The 18,368-nt window shown below is 58.5% G+C and carries 18 protein-coding genes and 1 tRNA gene; 15 read left to right on the top strand and 4 right to left on the bottom strand.

The annotated features are described in order from the left end of the window. Positions 1-17 precede the first annotated feature (17 nt). Positions 18-527 carry a M48 family metallopeptidase gene (locus tag KBX14_RS06465; RefSeq protein ID WP_256042123.1) on the top strand — a complete coding sequence of 170 codons (510 nt, stop codon included), beginning with the start codon at positions 18-20 and terminating at the stop codon, positions 525-527. Here the strand turns inward: KBX14_RS06465 and KBX14_RS06460 are convergent. Then, positions 524-1,885 carry a zinc-dependent metalloprotease gene (locus KBX14_RS06460; protein ID WP_256042122.1) on the bottom strand — a complete coding sequence of 454 codons (1,362 nt, stop codon included), beginning with the start codon at positions 1,883-1,885 and terminating at the stop codon, positions 524-526. The two genes, KBX14_RS06465 and KBX14_RS06460, sit on opposite strands and share 4 nt — an antisense overlap. A gap of 93 nt (positions 1,886-1,978) precedes the next feature. Between KBX14_RS06460 and KBX14_RS06455 the strand changes: the two genes are divergently transcribed. Continuing rightward, positions 1,979-3,067 carry a PDZ domain-containing protein gene (locus KBX14_RS06455; protein ID WP_256042135.1) on the top strand — a complete coding sequence of 363 codons (1,089 nt, stop codon included), beginning with the start codon at positions 1,979-1,981 and terminating at the stop codon, positions 3,065-3,067. Here the strand turns inward: KBX14_RS06455 and KBX14_RS06450 are convergent. Both KBX14_RS06450 and KBX14_RS06445 read right to left on the bottom strand, forming a co-directional pair. Beyond that, a complete protein-coding gene (locus KBX14_RS06450; RefSeq protein ID WP_256042121.1) occupies positions 3,064-3,732 on the bottom strand; it encodes a hypothetical protein in 669 nt (222 codons plus the stop codon). The two genes, KBX14_RS06455 and KBX14_RS06450, sit on opposite strands and share 4 nt — an antisense overlap. 19 nt (positions 3,733-3,751) lie before the next feature. Continuing rightward, positions 3,752-4,249 (bottom strand): PPA1309 family protein, encoded by a 498-nt coding sequence (locus KBX14_RS06445; RefSeq protein ID WP_256042134.1) that lies wholly within the window; start codon positions 4,247-4,249, stop codon positions 3,752-3,754. Positions 4,250-4,424: 175 nt separating this feature from the next. Between KBX14_RS06445 and KBX14_RS06440 the strand changes: the two genes are divergently transcribed. The 12 genes from KBX14_RS06440 (at position 4,425) to KBX14_RS06375 (ending at position 15,737) form a co-directional block, all read left to right on the top strand. After that, the gene (locus KBX14_RS06440; protein ID WP_370687073.1) at positions 4,425-7,319 is read left to right on the top strand and encodes a UPF0182 family protein; all 2,895 of its coding nucleotides are present in this window, start codon (positions 4,425-4,427) and stop codon (positions 7,317-7,319) included. 134 nt (positions 7,320-7,453) lie between these two features. After that, positions 7,454-7,527, top strand: a tRNA-Met gene (locus KBX14_RS06435). Positions 7,528-7,779: 252 nt separating this feature from the next. Continuing rightward, positions 7,780-7,899, top strand: a complete 120-nt coding sequence (locus KBX14_RS06430) for a helix-turn-helix domain-containing protein (protein WP_083583987.1) — start codon at positions 7,780-7,782, stop codon at positions 7,897-7,899. A 170-nt stretch (positions 7,900-8,069) separates the two neighbouring features. Further along, complete coding sequence (locus KBX14_RS06425) at positions 8,070-9,092, top strand: DUF4192 domain-containing protein (RefSeq protein ID WP_256042119.1); 1,023 nt, start codon at positions 8,070-8,072, stop codon at positions 9,090-9,092. 165 nt (positions 9,093-9,257) lie between these two features. Further along, a complete protein-coding gene (locus KBX14_RS06420; protein ID WP_165482993.1) occupies positions 9,258-9,401 on the top strand; it encodes a hypothetical protein in 144 nt (47 codons plus the stop codon). Positions 9,402-9,486: 85 nt separating this feature from the next. After that, the gene (locus KBX14_RS06415) at positions 9,487-9,906 is read left to right on the top strand and encodes a single-stranded DNA-binding protein (protein ID WP_070362918.1); all 420 of its coding nucleotides are present in this window, start codon (positions 9,487-9,489) and stop codon (positions 9,904-9,906) included. A gap of 369 nt (positions 9,907-10,275) precedes the next feature. Next, complete coding sequence (locus tag KBX14_RS11220) at positions 10,276-10,956, top strand: metal-dependent transcriptional regulator (RefSeq protein WP_022862719.1); 681 nt, start codon at positions 10,276-10,278, stop codon at positions 10,954-10,956. A gap of 116 nt (positions 10,957-11,072) precedes the next feature. Further along, a complete protein-coding gene (gene nrdI, locus KBX14_RS06395; RefSeq protein ID WP_052093126.1) occupies positions 11,073-11,522 on the top strand; it encodes a class Ib ribonucleoside-diphosphate reductase assembly flavoprotein NrdI in 450 nt (149 codons plus the stop codon). Between the two features lie 67 nt (positions 11,523-11,589). Beyond that, a complete protein-coding gene (nrdE, locus tag KBX14_RS06390; RefSeq protein WP_070362917.1) occupies positions 11,590-13,785 on the top strand; it encodes a class 1b ribonucleoside-diphosphate reductase subunit alpha in 2,196 nt (731 codons plus the stop codon). A gap of 51 nt (positions 13,786-13,836) precedes the next feature. Further along, positions 13,837-14,862, top strand: coding sequence for a class 1b ribonucleoside-diphosphate reductase subunit beta (gene nrdF, locus KBX14_RS06385; protein WP_034666259.1), 1,026 nt, complete (start codon positions 13,837-13,839; stop codon positions 14,860-14,862). Further along, positions 14,843-15,115 carry a hypothetical protein gene (locus tag KBX14_RS06380; RefSeq protein WP_133065267.1) on the top strand — a complete coding sequence of 91 codons (273 nt, stop codon included), beginning with the start codon at positions 14,843-14,845 and terminating at the stop codon, positions 15,113-15,115. The genes nrdF and KBX14_RS06380 overlap by 20 nt, the downstream gene beginning before the upstream one ends. A 40-nt stretch (positions 15,116-15,155) precedes the next feature. Then, positions 15,156-15,737 carry an NADPH-dependent FMN reductase gene (locus tag KBX14_RS06375; protein WP_022862715.1) on the top strand — a complete coding sequence of 194 codons (582 nt, stop codon included), beginning with the start codon at positions 15,156-15,158 and terminating at the stop codon, positions 15,735-15,737. Positions 15,738-15,960: 223 nt separating this feature from the next. Here KBX14_RS06375 and KBX14_RS06370 read toward each other — a convergent pair whose 3' ends face one another. Continuing rightward, complete coding sequence (locus KBX14_RS06370; protein WP_256042118.1) at positions 15,961-17,127, bottom strand: hypothetical protein; 1,167 nt, start codon at positions 17,125-17,127, stop codon at positions 15,961-15,963. A gap of 666 nt (positions 17,128-17,793) precedes the next feature. On the opposite strand from KBX14_RS06370, the gene KBX14_RS06365 reads away from it, so the two are divergent. Continuing rightward, the gene (locus KBX14_RS06365; protein ID WP_256042117.1) at positions 17,794-18,273 is read left to right on the top strand and encodes a hypothetical protein; all 480 of its coding nucleotides are present in this window, start codon (positions 17,794-17,796) and stop codon (positions 18,271-18,273) included. Positions 18,274-18,368: the final 95 nt, after the last annotated feature.

The following is an 18,368-nucleotide window of genomic DNA, read 5'->3' as shown; positions in this document are numbered from 1 at the left end:
AGCATACAATCTTCGGCATGCAAGAGTCGGAGTTTGAGTATCGGGTGATTCGCTCGCCGCGGCGCACGCGCACTGTGCAGGCCCGGCTTATCGACGGCGTCGTGGAAGTCCGCATCCCAGCCAGGTTCAGCGAGCGCGAGGAGCGCGAGGCGGTGGCCGAGATGCTGCGGAAGATCCGGAGGAAGACTCGCCACCAGCACGTCAGCGACGCCGACCTTCAAGCACGCGCGGAGGCGCTCAACGAGCAGGTGCTTGAGGGGCGGGCGAAGGTGGGCTCGATACGGTGGGTGTCGAACCAGACGAAGCGGTGGGGAAGCTGCACCCCGTCAACGGGCACGATTCGGATTAGTGACAGGCTGCAGCACGTGCCGGGCTACGTCCTCGACGCAGTGATCGTGCACGAGCTGACGCACACGTTCATCCCGGGGCATGGCCCGAAGTTCTGGGCGTGGGCAGACAAAGCACCCCTCGCGGAACGCGCGAAGGGCTACCTTGAGGCCTACCAACGGTTCGGCGGGGAAGGCTAATCCTCGTCGTTCTTGCGCAGCTCCTCTTCCAAGCGCGCGAGTTCTTCGTCGAAGTTGTCGTCGGAGGAATCGTCCAGCAGGGTATCGATGAACGCCGCCGGGTTGGACAGGTGCTCAGGGGTCGGCAGGAAGTCTGGGTGGTCCCAGACCTGGTCGCGGCGGGTCTGGCCCACGGCGTTTTCGACGCGGCGCCACAGCTCGGCGGCCTCGCGGACCTTCGGGGCGCCCAGCTCGATGCCGACGACGTTCGCAAATGCGCGCTCGGCGGAGCCACCTGTTGCGCGTCGGCGCGCCCATGCTTCGGCGAGCTGTGGCGTCGACGGGATGCGGTCCGCGAGGGAAGCGTCGGTGACAACGTCGACCCAGCCCTCGACGAGCGCGAGCAGCGTCTCTAGGCGGGCGGTGGCAGAGGCGTTGCGGGAGGTCACGCGCGGGGAGAGGTCCGCGCCCTCAAGCTGCTGGAGTGCTTCCTGGATGGCTTGCGGGTCGCCGCTTTCCAGGTTCAACCCGCGAGCCATTTCCTCCAGCTGCGAGGTATCGATCTCTAGGCCTGCCGCGTACTCCTCAACGGAGGAGACCAGGCGCTCGACGAGCCACGGCACGTGCTTGAACAGGCGCTGGCGGGCAGCCTCGCGGGCCACGATGTAGACCAGGACCTCCTGGCCGGGGATCTCGAGGCCCTTGGCGGCGGCGGTGACGTTCTTCGGCAAAATGGCTGTGACCCCTGCTGGTGCGACGGGCAGGCCGAAGTCGGAGCCGGTCAGGGCTTGCTCGGCAAGGTCGCCGAGGGCGTGGCCGAGCTTGACGCCGAAGTTCATGGCGTTCATTTGCTCCATCATGCCGACCATCGGGCCCATCATCTCGCGGGCCTCGGCGGGCATGGTGTCTCGCTGTGCGCGGTTCATCTGCTCCGCAACGGGGTTGACCAGGCGCTTCCACATCGGCATGGTTTCAACCAGCCAGTCGTCCGCGTTCCACGTGCGCGGCTGGGCGTTCGCGGAAGGAAGCGTAGTGGCGTCGTCAAGCCAGAGGTCGGCGAGGCGTACTGACTCCTCAACCGCGGTGCGATCCCCCGCGGAGACCGCAGCCTTGTCGCCGACGTGCTGGCGTGCCATGCGCAGTGCCATTTCGAAGTTCACGGACTCGCCCTCTGTGCGGGCGTTCATCGTCGAGCCCATGCCGGAGAGCATCTGCCCGAACTGGTTCAAAATATCGCCCAAGCCACCTTGGCCACCGCCAACGTTGCCCCCGAACCCGAACGCGGCGAACGGGTTGTTCTGCTGGTTGCGACGCTCGTCGTCACCGTTGTCACCGTCGTTGTCGTTGTTGGGGAAGGTAAATCCGAATCCATTACTCATAGGCACCACCCTACAGTCGTGTGCGCAGGTTGTGTCGGCTGCAAGCGGGAAAATCGCAACGCTGTGGGCGAACATCTAAGATTTGTGGGCGTGATGAACGCCGAGCAAGAACAAGCACAGGCACAGCCGCGCAGCCGCCGCCTCGCCACGATTGTGTGGGGTGCCATTCCGCTAGCGGTGCTGGCCGCGGCGCTGAGCCTCGACCATATTCCTGGCACCGATATCTCCCTGGCCGTGCCGTACGCGGCGCAGGGGCCGGGGCCGACGTTTAACACGCTCGGCGATGTTGAGGGCGTGCCCGTCGTAGAGATTGAGGGCGCGGACTCCGACGAAACGGAGGGCAACCTCAACATGACCACGGTGTCCGTGCGTACCAATATGACGCTGGTGCAGGCGCTGACCCGCTGGATCACCACGGATGACACGATTGTGCCGCTGGAGCAGATCATGCCTCCGAATACGAACCGGGAGGAGATGAAGCAGCGCAACCAGGAGGCATTCGTTGCTTCGGAGTCGGCGGCGACGATCGCCGCGATGAACTACCTCGGCCGTCCGACCACGGTGGTGGTTCACGAGGTGATGGAGGGCAGCGCCGCGAACGGTGCGCTGCAGGCGGCAGACATCATCACGAAGGTCGGGGGGAAGGACGTCTCACAGCCGCGGGAGGTGCAGCGCATCGTGCGCGAGCACGCCCCCGGCGACCGGCTCAGCGTCGACGTGCTGCGTGACGGCACGCCGCACACGGAGGAGATCACCCTCGGCACGAATCCGGAGGATAAGAAGGTGCCCATGTTGGGGATCTTGATGACGTCCGCTCCGGCCGACGGCGTGCAGGTGACCTACAACCTCAACGATGTGGGCGGGCCGAGTGCCGGGATGATGTTCTCGTTGGCGGTGATCGATAAGCTGTCGCCGGGTCTGCTCAACGGCGGGAAGTTCGTGGCCGGCACCGGCACGATTGATGAGTCGGGGGAGGTCGGCCCGATCGGTGGCATCTCCCACAAGATCGCCGGTGCCCGCGACGCAGGCGCCGAGCTTTTCCTCGCGCCCGAGGGCAACTGCGCGGAAGTGATGCGCACAGACAGCGGGGAGATGCAGGTCGCGGCAGTCAAAACGCTTGATGACGCCGTGAAGGCCATGGACGCGTTCGCCCACGGCCAGCCGGTGAACAGCTGCAGCTAGGAGTCAGACTCGGTGGAGGTGGTTGCCTCCGCAGGGGAGGTCGCGCCCTCTGGGCGCTTCGCCAGCCCGAGCTTGTAGATGTGCTCGCGCGGGCCTTCGCGGTCCATGGTGAGCAGCTGCTTCATAATCTGGCCCTTGTCATTATCAATGACGGTCACCACGGCGGAGGACCCAACCGTGGACCAGCCGACCACGAAACGGCCGGTGTCTTCCACGACCTCGCTCGAGCGCAGCTCGGTGAGCACCTGCGTACTCGTGGTGGCGACGGACTCGGACTCCATGAACTGGAACTGGCCCATCTCGGAGCTGCTGCAATCGAACGCGTCCGGGAGCCCGGTCGGGGTGCAGCTGTCTAGCTTTTCGAAGAACTCGGGCGGAGCGAGCGTCGAGAACTGCTTGGCGACCTCAGCAACGCCGTTATCGTCCTTCTTTGTGGTGCTCGTGGTGCTTGTCGACGTCCCCTCCGTCGTAGCCTTCGCGGACTCAGACTCAGACTCCGACGGCGACTCCGTGGTTTCAACGGTGGAGGAGGCTGGTGCCTCCGTCGTGGTCGGTTCCTCCGATGGCTCGTCCTTGCCACCGCACGCGGTGGCTACCACCAGCGCCATCGCCAGCACCGCTGGCGTACCGACGCGCCGACGCCAAACGTTCGAAAATGTAGCCACGTTGTGCTCCTTTAACCTCTTAGGACAGCTCATCAGGGTCTTGTTCCAAACCGTAGCGTAACGCAGCAATAACATTCGGCGCCACGTTAGGCCCACCGCGAAGCTCAATATCATCCTGGGCGAACAGGCCGCGCTCCTCCAGCTCCTCCTCGGTTAGGCGCATCTGCAGCAGCGTCTGCTCGATGCCCTCCTCGCGCAACACACCGGAGAAGAGGCGCGCCGGGCGCGGCGAGGGGTCGTCGCTGCTGGTGTCCCGGAACATGATCTCCTGTGCCAGCACGGCTCCCTCCACCGCGTGTGGCCAGGCGATACGTGCCACGTACTCCGCGAGCTCCTCCGAGCCGGGGCGAATGTTTTCCGGCAGGTTGTCCTGGACAACGAGGGTCAGCGGCGAAGTGGCGTCGTCAACCTCGAGTTGGGCGAGCTCGTCGACAAGCAGGGAGGAGGGCACGAGTGCGAAGAGGGTCGGGCCCTGATCCCAGCCTTCCGCGTGCACGAACTCGACGGCTTCGGACATGGCCTTATTTAATGCTTGTTGGTTGAGCACGGGAACCCTTCTGTCAGTTCAGGCGTTACACTTTTTAAGGTAGAACCTTAATACGCGTACTAAGACTATTTCGAAGGAGCAGGATTTGGCCACCCGCCTCAGCCAACCACAGCCCCACGCGAAGAAACAGAACTCCGGACTTGCCATCACCATTGGTGTCCTCGGTGTATTGCTGTTTTGCATCCCGATCCTGATCGGTCTCTACACCGATTTTCTTTGGTTCGGGGAGCTTGATTTCCGTGGGGTCTTTAACCGCGTCATTGTGGCGCGAGTGGTGTTGTTTGTCATTTTCGCCGCCGTTGGCGCGCTGATCACCTATCTCGCCGCGTGGTGTGCGTGGCGGGGCCGCACGAAGGAAGCCTTGAGCTTCGAAGCCGTCGTCGGCGACACGCGGACCAAAGTGAACCTGCAGCAGGGCGTTCGCACGCTCTTGGTGTGGGTCCCAGTCGTGGTCGCGATCTTCTCTGGTCTGGCAGGGCAGCGCCTGTGGCGCACGTTCATGCTGTGGTTCAACGGAGAATCCTTCGGCGTGAATGATCCGCAGTTTGGCAAGGACCTCGGGTTCTACGCCTTCGCGCTGCCGGGTATCACCGCGGTTATCGACGGCCTCTCGCTCCTGCTGCTCGTCGCCTTCATCGTTGGCGCGGTGGGCCACTACCTGCTGGGCGGCATCCGCATTGGTAACAAGGTCAGCGGGGTGCCGGGCCACATTTCGACGGCCGCTCGCGTGCAGCTTGCTGTGACTGCCGGCCTGTGGATGGTGCTCAAGGCAGTCAGCTACTGGCTGGAGCGCTACACCCTCCTGTACTCGCAGAACGACATTTTCACCGGTGCGTCCTACACCACGGTCAACGCCTCGCTGCCGGCCAAGATGATCCTGACGGTCATCGCGGTGCTTGTCGCGGCGGCGTTCTTCGCGTCCGTTGTATATAAGGACTTCCGAGTTCCTGTGATGGCCGCGGTGCTGATGCTCGTGTCCTCGCTTGTAGTCGGTGGCGTTTGGCCGGCGCTGCTGGAGCAGTTCTCGGTCAAGCCGAACCGCCAGTCGAAGGAATCCGAGTACATCGCCCGCAACATTGAAGCCACCCGCTTCGCGTTCGGCCTGACGGACGAGCAAGTGAAGTACCAGGACAACTGGGGCGCGGAAAAGGTCTCCAACGACAAGGTCGCGGACGATGCCGCGACGATCAGCAACATTCGCCTGCTGGACCCGGAGATCATTTCCCCGACCTTTACCCAGAACCAGCAGCTGCGTAACTTCTACGGCTTCCCCGACCAGCTGGCGATGGACCGCTACGAGGTTGAGGGCAAGATGCGCGACTTCGTCGTCGCGGCCCGCGAGATGGACCCGAACGCGCTGCGCGAAAACCAGCGTGACTGGATCAACCGCCACACCGTGTACACCCACGGCAACGGCTTCATTGCAGCGCAGGCGAACCGTGTTGACGAGGCCGCGCAGGACGCCGGCTCCACCCGTGGTGGCCTGCCGATCTTCACCGTCTCGGACTTGCAGTCCAACGCGATTGCTGCTGAGAAGGACCAGGCGGACGAGCTGGGGATCCAGGTCGACGAGCCCCGCGTCTACTACGGCCCGGTGATCGCTTCCGCGAACGACGGCCTGGACTACGCCATCGTCGGTGATAACGGTCAGGGGCCGGTCGAGTACGACACTGACAGCTCCACCTACACCTACCAGGGCGAAGGTGGCGTCAACATCGGCAACTGGGTCAACCGCATCGCGTACTCCGCGAAGTACCAGGAGCTGAAGTTCCTGCTGTCCGACCGCGTTGGCTCAGAGTCGAAGATTCTCTACGACCGCGACCCACGCGAGCGCGTTGAGAAGGTCGCGCCGTGGCTGACCACGGATTCCAAGACCTACCCGGCCGTGATCGACGGCAAGATTAAGTGGATCGTGGACGGCTACACCACGCTGTCCCAGCTGCCGTACGCAACGCGCGAATCCCTGACGGATACGACGCAGGACGCGCTAAACCCCGACGGGACTACGCAGCGCCTGCTGAACAACAACGTTGGCTACATCCGCAACTCCGTCAAGGCCACTGTTGACGCCTACGACGGCACGGTGGACCTCTACGCGTTCGACGAAGAAGACCCGGTGCTCAAAGCGTGGATGGGCGCGTTCCCTGGCACCGTGCGCCCGGCGAGCGACATCTCCGATTCGCTGCGCGACCACCTGCGTTACCCGGAGGACCTGTTCAAGGTTCAGCGTGAACTGCTGGCTCGCTACCACGTGAACGACCCAGGCGTGTTTTTCAACAACGACGCCTTCTGGTCCGTGCCGAACGACCCGACCGCGCCGGAAGGCCGCAAGGAGCTCAACCAGCCTCCGTACTACGTTGTCGCCGGCGACCCGGCAACCAACCAGCCTTCCTTCCAACTGATTACGCCGTTCCGTGGCCTGAACCGTGAGTTCCTGTCCGCGCACATGTCCGTGTCCTCCGACCCGGAGAACTACGGCCAGATCACCGTCCGCGTGCTGCCAACCAACACGCAGACTCAGGGCCCGAAGCAGGCGCAGGACGCACTGATGTCCTCCGACCAGGTGGCGCGCGACCGCACCCTGTGGCAGGGCACCAACGACCTGAAGAACGGTAACCTGCTCACCCTGCCGGTTGGTGGGGGAGAGATCCTCTACGTGGAGCCGATTTACTCGCAGCGCAAGGACCAGGCGTCCGCCTTCCCGAAGCTGCTGCGCGTGCTCGTGTTCTACCGCGGCCAGGTTGGCTACGCCCCGACGATCTCCCAGGCGCTGAAGCAGGTTGGCATTCACTCTGAGGCCGCCCAGGACATCGACATCGTCGACGATAAGGGCAACACGAAGCCTGCCAAGGAAGCACCAGCCGATGGCGAGAAGGCCGAGACCCCAGCACCAGCAGTTGCCGGTAACAAGGACGAGGCCCTGAACAACATCAACGACGCGCTGCGCAACCTGGAAGGCGCACGCAACGGCTCCTTCGAGGAGTACGGCAAGGCGCTCGATGAGCTCGACCGTGCGGTGAAGGAATACCAGAGCATGTAGCCCTTCCCGTGTGAACACCTGAATCCCCTGCGAATCCGTGAGGTGCGCAGGGGATTTGGTGTTTTTAAGGGTCGTGCGTATAGTTATCACTCGTTGCCCGTTAAGGCAGCAGGTGAAAATTCAACATCACCCGACGCGGGGTGGAGCAGCTCGGTAGCTCGCTGGGCTCATAACCCAGAGGTCGTAGGTTCGAATCCTGCCCCCGCTACTAAGATGAGACCCCTACCAGTGCAGATGCTGGTAGGGGTCTTCTTCATTTTGTGATCGAATCGCCATTTGGTGCACTAGCTGGTGCACTGGGGGCAAAATCCTGCACCAAACGGAACTGCGACGCTCCAACGAAGCGGCGCAGGTTTTCGGGGCATTGCTTACTGATTGCGAGGACGGCGGCAACGAAGGAACGCCACGGGAGCCGGCAGTTCGGGGGGTCTGCCTATCTCGGGGGTGAGACTGCTCAACCGTGGCGTTCGGGAGAAAGCTTATTGAGGGCGGCAAGTCCGTCAGCGCAGTAGCCAGGACACTCAACGTCTCGCGGCCGACGATCTATCGCGCTCTCAAGCGCATCGAAGCCGACGCTTAGGCACAGGCTGCGTCGCTAGCGCTCGTACCCGGCGAGAAGGCATCAGGCTGCGCTAGCGACGCTCGGCACACATGAGTGCTGCACTGCTGGGATACGCCTGCGACCGGCAGAGCCGGGCCGAATACGGGATTGACCACATACACCCCGTATTCGTGCAAAGGAGCACTGCCATGTCCACCCATTCTCACACGCTTGCATCCCACGGCGAGATTCTCGCGAACCTCCCCGGCATCCTCGGGTTTTACCCGAACAACTCGCTGATCCTCGCGTTCTTCGTCGACGACGAGGGCGTCGACACCGTCCGCCTCGGCCCGGTCGCGCGGTTCGACCTGGACGAAGCTGTTGCAAAGCTCACCGAGAGCCGCGAGCGGTTCGCAGCGTGGGTCCACCACCTCGAACTCGACGCTGTTATCGCGTACATGATCAGCGATGACATTGCGCAGCCGGTCTTCGAGGAGACGGCAACGTATCTCACCAGCGGGGCAGTGCACCTACCGCCGCTGCTCGGGGTGGTGCAGGTGCCTGAGATCGTCACCGGGGCTGCGTGGTGGTCCGTGTATCAGCATCCGCTCATCGACGAGCCGCGCCACGGCGTTGTCGGCGAGGTCGCCGCATCGGCGGCGCTGCGGCAGATGCTAGAGCACACCGGCGAGCTGCCGGAGCCGAGCAAAGACGACATCGAGGCACGGTTGAACAGCACCGATCACGGCATCGACGCTACCGAGCACGCCGACATCATCGAAGACGCGCTGGCGTATGTTCCACCCATCTTCCGAGACGTACTGCAGCGTGAGTACGAGCAGGCAGCGGCGGGGATGACGCAGCCGAGTGCGCGTGCTATCCGATCTGCGCTGAAGTGCTTCACGACACCGCGCTTGCGTGATCCATTGCTTGCTGCGCTGCTTGAGGAGCCACAAGCAGGTCTCAAGTTCGCTGAGCAGGTGATGCGCGCTGTACCGGCTCACTGGCCTGGGATGAGGGCACAGCTTACGGCCACTGTCGCCGTGCTGGCCCAGGCAACCGGCCAGACGGGTCTGGCTGGCGTTGCCGCACACAGGGCCACCGAGATCAGCAGCAAAGAGACGTTCCCGTCGCTGGTGGCGAAGTTAATCGACATTGGCGAGGGCAGTCGTCTCGCAGAAGTGGTTCACGAGGGCGGTGCTCAGGCTCGCGTGCAGTTGTTCGAAAACTAGTACTTCACACCCCGTTGCAGCAGTTGCTGTAGCGGGGTTTTTCTTTTCTACCCACGCCGTGACCAGGGAAGAAGGAAATCTCCACCGAGCAGGGGAGAGGTCTCTAGACAGCAGAGCTGTCTCAAAGAACGGATTGAGAATCAATCCACGACACGGAGGCACGCCATGTACCACTACACCCACGAAGACCTAGAGCTGCTCTACCTCATGTCTGACGGCATGGATGGCGAAGACGCCGATCCGGGTGCCGCACAAGAGCTACGCGACCTGGAAGCAGCAGGGGCACATCTGCCCTGGGCAGTGCTGTAACAGCACTTACAGCAGCAGCAAAGCCGCTGCTCAAACACACAATTGAAAGACAATCACACACTCACTCATATAAGGAGAAATCACAATGTCCAACCCGTTTAACAATGGCACCATCGTTGGCAACGCAGCACGCGAGCCGAAGATCTTTGAGCACGCAAACGGCGGTGCGACGGTGAAGCTCAACGTCTACGCACGTAATACGTTCAAGAACAAGTCCACAGGCAAGGTGGAATCAGAGATTGTCGAACTCACTGGCTACGTGGCTGACGCCAAGAACCTCGGCGTCTTCGGATGCATCGGCGCTGGTGATCGCGTTGCAGTGAGCTACTCGCTGAAGACTGACAACTACACCGATAAGGACGGCAACAAGCACTATCCGCTGGTAGCGCGCATCGACACTGTGCAGCTGATCGACTCCAAGAAGGAGTCTGAGGCACGAGCAGCACGCCGCGAGAACAGCGCAGATAACGCTGCTGCTAATGACTCTGAAGAAGTGCCGTTCTAGTTGCAACAACACCCCGCAGGGAAACCTGCGGGGTTATTTTTTCAGCACAGACCACGCATAACGCCGTCGCCGTCCAGTACGGGAGCGCTGATACTCCTGCTCCAGACGCTCTGTCTCTACACAGTGCATTACATGAGCCATTACATGCGCTGTTTTACTGCACTGTGTACTAGCCATTCCATTACGCACTACGCTGGCGCACTTCAAGTTCATTGAAATCTTCTCAGACATTAGTGGTTCTCCTTCAAGTGAAGAATGCTTTAACTGGCCCCACCTTACCGGCATTCCTCTCAAACTTGGCCTCTGTTCGCTATGAGCGTTGGGGCACAGCGCCTAAGGCGCATACGGAAGCTGGGTTAACATTTACTCATGTCTGTTTCTGAGCTGTCCACCAGTACCCAGAACTATTTGAAAGCTATCTGGGGGCTAAAGGAATGGTCATCCGAGCCCGTTACCGCCACACTTATAGCGAAACAGCTGGGACTCAAGCTCTCCTCGGTCTCCGATGCAGTGCGCAAAATGTCGAAGCAAGGGCTCGTGTCACACACGCCCTATGGCTCTGTGGAGTTAACCGAACTTGGCAGGCAGTACGCATTGGTCATGGTGCGCCGCCACCGATTGCTTGAGTCTTTTTTGGTTCAAGCATTGGATTATACGTGGGACGAGGTCCATGATGAAGCCGAAAATCTTGAACACGCGGTGTCTGACATGCTCATAGAGCGCGTGGATAAGTTCCTCAATTACCCCACTAGGGATCCACACGGCGACCCTATCCCTACGGTTGATGGACAGGTCACTATCCCCAGTGCGCACCGTCTCACCGACAGCGGCGCACAACCGCAGGTGACCGTGGAACGCATTTCTGATTCCGACCCACAACTGCTGGCCTTCCTCAAAGAGCAAGGCATCGTCATTGGGGCTGTTCTTACCACGCGCGAAGGAACGCCCTTTTCAGAATCGCTCGAAGTACAGGTAGCCGACAGTACTCAGTGGGTAGTACTTGGGCGCCCAGCTACGGACGCAGTGTTTGTAGCACACCACAGCCTGTAGTCTTTCCCTTTCTCATTAATCCTGTCCCTACCTGCCCTTTTAAAAACTACGGTGCGGCGTAGTTTGCAACTACGGTAGTACGTAGTTAATCTTTTCGATCATCACCTATCCCACTTATGGCTAAGGCCAGGATGAGCAGGATTGTCATGTCAGACTCACCAGATTTGGTGTACTTTTCTAGCGTTTCTGAAAACACAAAAAGATTCGTCGAACGCTTAGATAGACCCGCAGTGCGCATTCCACTGCGGCCCAAGAAAACCGGAATGATCCAGGTTTCACACCCGTACGTACTCATCGTTCCAACCTACGGCGGTGGCTCGCTCAAACGCGCAGTCCCCAAACAGGTCATCGACTTCCTCAATGACCCAATCAACCGTTCCTTTATCCGGGGCGTGATTACCTCAGGCAATACCAACTTCGGAAGCGCTTACTGCGTCGCCGGCCGCATCATTTCCGCTAAGTGCCACGTTCCAGAGCTGTATCACTTCGAGCTACTCGGCACGCAGAAGGACGTTGCCGCTGTAAAGCAGGGCCTTCACAAGTTTTGGGAGCAGCAAAGCAACTAACAATTACACCCCATTGATTTCCCACAAAATGAAGACCACATCCGCAACACACAGATTGGAAACCACAATGCCGCCACTTAAGGCCACCCCCACACAGCCCATTGGCCCTACGCCCCGCACCGCTTCAGCAGACGATGCCGGCGGTGTCGGTAAGCGCAAGAGCTACCATGCACTCAACGCGCAGCTGAACCTATTCGACGATTCGGGAAGAATCCAGTTCGACAAGGACATTGAGGCAACACAAGACTTTTTAGCGCACCATGTCACTCCCCGCATGCATCAGTTTGAATCCACCAAGCAGCGCTTGGAGTGGTTGGTTGATAACGAATACTACGAGCGGGAATTCCTTGAGCTTTATGATGACGATTTTCTGTGCACTATGTACGACAGAGCCCACCGAGCCAAGCATCAGTTCCGCACTTTCCTCGGCGCATTTAAGTTCTTTACTTCATACGCACTGAAAACCTTTGATGGCTCGCGATTTCTGGAAGGCTACGAAGAACGCGTCGCCACCACAGCTTTGTACCTTGCACAGGGCGATGAAGAGCTTGCGGAGAAGCTGGTGGATGACATCATGACCGGACGCTTCCAGCCCGCCACCCCTACTTTTCTCAACGCAGGAAAAGCCCAGCGTGGCGAAATGGTCTCCTGCTTCCTCCTTCGCATCGAAGACAATTTGGAAAGCATTGGCCGCAGCGTGAACTCTGCACTGCAGCTTTCAAAACGCGGAGGTGGTGTGGCCTTGTTACTGAGCAATCTGCGCGAATCCGGAGCCCCAATCAAAAGGATTGAGAACCAAGCTTCCGGCGTAGTCCCAGTCATGAAAATTCTGGAAGATAGCTTCAGCTATGCCAACCAATTGGGCGCTCGACAGGGCGCTGGAGCCGTCTACCTACATGCGCACCATCCAGATATTCTTCGTTTCCTGGATACCAAGCGGGAAAATGCCGATGAGAAAGTCCGCATTAAGACTCTTTCGCTGGGAGTTGTTATTCCAGATATAACCTTCCAGCTGGCCAAAGAGAACAAGGATATGCATCTTTTTAGCCCGTATGACATCGCTCGCGAGTACGGCGTAGCCATGTCTGACATGTCTATCACCGAGTATTACGACGAGCTGGTTTCCAATCCGCGAATTTCTCATACGACTATCAAGGCCCGCGAGTTTTTCACCACGCTGGCTGAGCTTCAGTTTGAATCTGGATACCCCTACATACTCTTTGAGGATACGGTCAACCGCGCTAATCCCCTCAAAGGACATATCAATATGTCCAATCTGTGTAGTGAGATCCTCCAGGTCAACACGCCATCCACCTACGGCGCCTCAGGTAACTACACCACCGTTGGCCAGGACATTTCCTGCAATCTAGGGTCGCTCAACATCGCTAAAGCTTTTGAATCACCGGACTTTGGGGAAACTGTTGAAACCGCGGTGCGCGCTCTCACGAAGGTCTCAGACCTAACAAATATCGAAGCTGTTCCTTCCATCGCTCACGGTAATGCATCCATGCATGCCATCGGGTTGGGCCAAATGAATCTCCACGGTTTCCTGGCTTCCAAGCGTATTCCTTATGGCTGCGCCGAAGCACTGGACTTTACAAATATCTATTTCCTGACCGTGACCTATCATGCGCTCCGTGCATCCCATGCGCTAGCGGTTGAGAAAGGTCAACGATTCACTGGCTTTGAAGAATCCACCTATGCCACTGGCGTCTACTTCGACAAGTACATCGACCAAGACTGGGCGCCGGCCACTGACCACGTAAAACAGCTATTCCATGAGGCTGGCGTGCAGATTCCTCAACGCGAGGATTGGCTACGGCTCAAGAACCAAGTGATGCAAGACGGCATCTACAACGCCTACTTGCAGGCAGTTCCACCCACTGGATCAATTTCCTACATCAATGACTCCACCGCGTCCATACACCCGATTGCCTCCAAGATTGAAATACGCAAGGAAGGCCGCTTGGGGCGCGTGTACTACCCCGCACCGGAAATGACCAACGACAACTTGGAGTATTTCGATGACTCCTACACCGTGGGGTACAAAAAAATCATCGACACCTACGCTATGGCCACCCAACACGTGGACCAAGGGCTTTCCCTGACTTTGTTCTTCACCGCTGACACCACTACGCGGGACATCAACAAGGCACAAATCTATGCCTGGAAAGCCGGAATCAAGACCTTGTACTACATCCGTTTACGCCAACCTGCACTCCAGGGAACCGAGGTCGAAGGCTGCGTTTCCTGTGCTCTGTAGGAACACGGTCCTTCCTTCATTCACAACCATCCATCAAGAAAGAAAGAAGCTATGTCTTCAACATCAAACACTGCTGAGCTAACCAGCATCTCAGTTACGCCGCCAAGTTACCGGCATGACCCTTCAGCCCGCATCCGCGCCATCAATTGGAATCGGGTGAGCGATGAGAAGGATCTTGAAGTGTGGAACCGCCTCACCGCCAACTTTTGGTTGCCAGAAAAGGTTCCACTTTCAAACGATCTCCCGGCGTGGCAGAGGATGACACCGGAGGAACGCAACCTCACCATGCGGGTGTTCACGGGACTCACCACCCTGGACACCGTCCAGGCCACTGTGGGCGAAATCTGTCAGATCCAAGATGCCCGCACCGAGCACGAGGAGGCCGTGTATACCAACATCGCCTTCATGCAATCAGTCCATGCCCGTTCTTACTCTTCAGTGTTTTCTACTTTGAGCAGTACGAAAGAAATTGATGAGGCATACCGCTGGGCGGTGAATAATGACCTTCTCCAGGCACGCGCCAAAAAAGTGCTCACTCATTATTTTGGACCCGATCCACTCAAGCGCAAAGTGTCATCGACGCTGCTTTCCTCGCTGCTTCTCTACGCGGGTTTCTATCTTCCCCTGCATTTTTCCGTCCACGCCACCCTGACAAATACGGCAGACATGATTCGCCTCATTCTGCGTGACAAGGCAGTGCACGGTTACTACTCAGGCTACAAGTACCAGCGCGGACTGGAAACGTCTGCTCCACAACGGCAACAGGAGATGCATGATTTCACTATTTCCTTGCTCGAAGAGCTTTATGCCCTAGAGCTGGATTATTCCGGCGAGCTATATGAGCCGTTGGGGCTCATGGATGATGTAGCTGTATTCGTTCGCTATAACGCCAATAAGGCGCTCATGAATTTGGGCTACCCGGACTACTTCCCACCTGAAGAAACGGAAGTGAACCCGGAAATCCTCGCTGCCCTAGCACCTGGAGCAGATGAAAACCATGACTTCTTCTCCGGCTCCGGTTCCTCCTATGTCATTGGCACCGCTGAAGAAACGAGTGATGATGACTGGGATTTCTAAACCGTTTCCACGACCAGACCAAGGAAGCTGGCTTGAGACCATCGCGCTGTTTGAAGCCATCCGCGAAGGAAACCAACCAGCAGCCATGCGGCTTTTGGATACGTCCGCCGCACGGGAGGCCGTCCTCGGGGGACTGTTAGGACTCATCGAACTGTACTTCCGCCATGAAGAAGACAAAGTGGATAACTTTCTTACTGCCGCCCACGCCGCCGGGCCACCGCCTGCCTTTGGCTGCAAGCCTTTTCTCCCTTGATCGCACGTACCTACGCCCAACTAAGAAGAAAGGACTTCCTATGACCACCCCACGCATTAGTGTTATCGTCGGCAGCCTGCGCCGCGGCTCATTTGCGCGCAAGATTGCACACGAAGTGCTCACAATGATCCCTGAAAACTACCAGGCAGACATCGTTGAAATCCGTGACTTGCCGCTCTATGACTTCGACTACGATGACCCCTCGGTCACGGACAAGCCCATTCCAGCTGAGTACACCACTTTCCGCGACACCATCAAGAACTCGAGCGGCGTCCTCTTTGTTACCCCGGAAAATAACCGTACTATCCCTGCCTGTCTCAAGAATGCAGTGGACATCGGTTCCAAGCCCAACTCGGATGTGGCTTGGAAGAACCTTCCCGCAGGTATCATCAGTCACTCTGTAGGCCGCATGGGCGGCTACAGTTCACAGAAGAACCTCCGGCTCGCCCTGTCCTACTTCGATATGCCGCTTCCTGGTCAGCCCGAGGTATTCCTTGGCCAATCCCCCACCCTCTTCGAAGACTCCGGCCATCTCAATGAAGGCACCGCAGGCTTTGTCAAAGACTACGTTATACGCTTCCTGCAGTTGGTCGACATGACATTAACAGCCAAGCACAGCTAGCGACGGCGACTAACCCTAGCCACCGCCCTCTACGAAGTACTTGAAGGCTTCTAAAGGGCCTTCTCAAAGACACAAACCCCGGATTCACACTCATCCTTGAGTTACCTGAATCTGAACCCAGGACGCTTCAAAAAACACCGCTCTAATTCTTCGATTTTCGCTGAATTAGAGCGGTTTTAGCGCTGTCGCTGGACACTGACCCTGGCGACATCCTGTTAGGCCGCTACAGGGCCATACAGGGCAGGGGAGACCCCCATCTACGGCTTGCCGCCGTCGGGGGACTCCTTGTCACCGTCGTGGTCGCGCTGTTGCTCCTGCTGGCGGCGCTTAGCGATGCGTTCCAGCGCGCGACGCAGTACTGCAGCGCGCGACGCAGTACTGCAGCGCTTTCCTCCTGAGTACGGTCGATGACGATCTCGCGGTACCGTTGCTTCATCTCTGGGTTGCTGTCAATCTCGACCCGCAAAAAGTCCTGATCAACATGCGAAATCTCCTGCAACGACTGCGTTGCTTCCTCGATGATGATCTTCGCTTCCTGCTCTGCTTCCTCGCGCGTTACTGCAGCGTCACGTGTGGCCTCATCATGTTCTTCACTGCCGAATTCTTCGGCAAGGTCAAGCAGCTCATCTGCCTGAGCTTCAGCGAGACCCAGCGTCTGCTCAGCTTCTTTGCGTGCATCACTGCGGATCTGCTCGGCTTCTTGCTCGGCCTTTTCGCGTGCTTCGCTGCGGAGCTGTTCAGCTTCCTGCTCTACACGCTTGAGCTTGGCTTCGGCGGCGCTCTCAACCTCCTTGGCACGGTCCAGCAACTCTTCCGCCCGTGCCTCGGCAAGACCCAACTCCTGTTCAGCATCCTTCTGTGCATCATCACGAATCTTTTCGGCGTCCTGCTCGGCCTTCTCGCGTGCTTCTTTGAGTACGCGCTCGGCAACCTCGCGAGCCTGCTGTTCAGCATTTTCCTGCACACGCTGGGCTTCTTCACGGGCCTGCTGCGCCCGTTCGAGTTCTTCTGCAGCTTGCTTGCGGTCTTTCGCTGCAGCATCGACATCTCGCTGTACGGAGCTGTGCTTCCGTTCCACCTCGTCCTCACGGTTCGCAAGGTCGCGCTCCCGGTCCTGCTGTTCGACGTAACGGTCAAGATTCAGCGACTCATTGTGACGTTCAGACACATCTAGCTCTACCGGGTAACCCAACGCGTACATGTGCTCTCGAAGTCCACGCTGCGCGTCGATGAACTTCTGGTTCCCGGAGATTTGTTTGCCCTTCTTCGGGCCAGATATGTACCGCACCGACTCATCAGTGTTGTACGCGATGCCGGGCCGGCAGCGGAGCTTGTCGGGATCAGCCCCCTCTTCGGAGGGGGCTTTTCCTGTTTCCGGCTTAAGGGACATTTTGTGCGTAAACACGGCGTGTCGCGATAAGGGACATTTTGTGTGTGTTCAGCTCCGTCCGGCCCACCTTTTTCTCACTCCTAAGCCGGGATTCCACTGATGATCAATGCCGGTATCGAATTCTTTCGGCCCGTCGACCTCTTCCGGTCGACCTCTTCCCGTCGACCTCTTCCGGTCGACCTACTCCGGTTTACCAACGCAGGTCAGCGCAAAATCGGCAAAATAGCCCCAAAATCATCCAAATCACCGCTGACCTGGGTTGGTCGACGCAATGAGGTCGACCGGAACCCCCGATACCTCTATGCGACCAGAATTGTGCACGTCAAGGGCTTTGCTCGTCCCCCTGGCTATATGCGACCGCCCAACGCACAGGCGGCTGGTTCTAGTTCCTTAGAGTCCTTGATCTCGCTGGGGTTCCTGTGCTGCCCGCAGACTCCATACCACACACCAGACGTCATTCGGTGTTGATTTCTCAAAACGGGCAAATGGAACTGTTTTGAAAACCATATCTGGTTGTTGGCCGAGGCCATCCCGGGAAACCAGATAGACATCTACATACAAAATGTCCCTTACGCCCACATTCGATCTTCGAGCAATAGCGTTGGGAACCGAGACGCGGTCTCCAGCGTCTAAATATAGACAAGCATTCGCAGATGGAGTATTGCCATGATGAAAACAACCACGATTAATGAACACATTGTGTCAATGAGCAGGGCGCATAACGGACTGTCGCCTCGTGCATGGAGCCTGATTAAGCACCGAACCAAAGAATTGCTCGTATCACATATCGCCGAGTGCGCGGCAACATGGGGAGGAGATGCCAGCAGGGCGGATGCAAGCGGGTGGCAGGTCTTTGGGATTGACCAAGCAGTGCGGCTTTTGGGGGAGGAAACCCTTGGAGCGCAGTTTCAGCGATTGAATGCGTTGACAGAAGGCCTTTCTAGGTACTTGTTGGCCAAGTATTACCAGGTTCCTGCGGGCGTCTATGACGAAGTGACGGATGAACAGATTGATGCTGTCGACGCTCTCCTGGGCACGGGCGATGTTAGGAGCGTTGTAGGCGAGGTCGTTGAGGAAGCGGTTCGTCGTATCCATGTTGTTGAGGTAAAACATGCGCTTGAACAGTTTGTAGCAGGAGAGTCATGAGCGCACATGCTATTGAACAGACCGTGTATCCCGTGTTGCGCGGGACGTATTGCCTCAATGTTGGATTGGACGCGCGCTCATGGCGAGGACGCAAC

Source organism: Corynebacterium sp. CCUG 61414 (genome assembly GCF_024453945.1).
GTDB lineage: Bacteria > Actinomycetota > Actinomycetes > Mycobacteriales > Mycobacteriaceae > Corynebacterium > Corynebacterium pseudogenitalium.
Note: the sequence above shows the minus strand (reverse complement) of the source record. Positions and strands in the feature narration are given on the sequence as shown.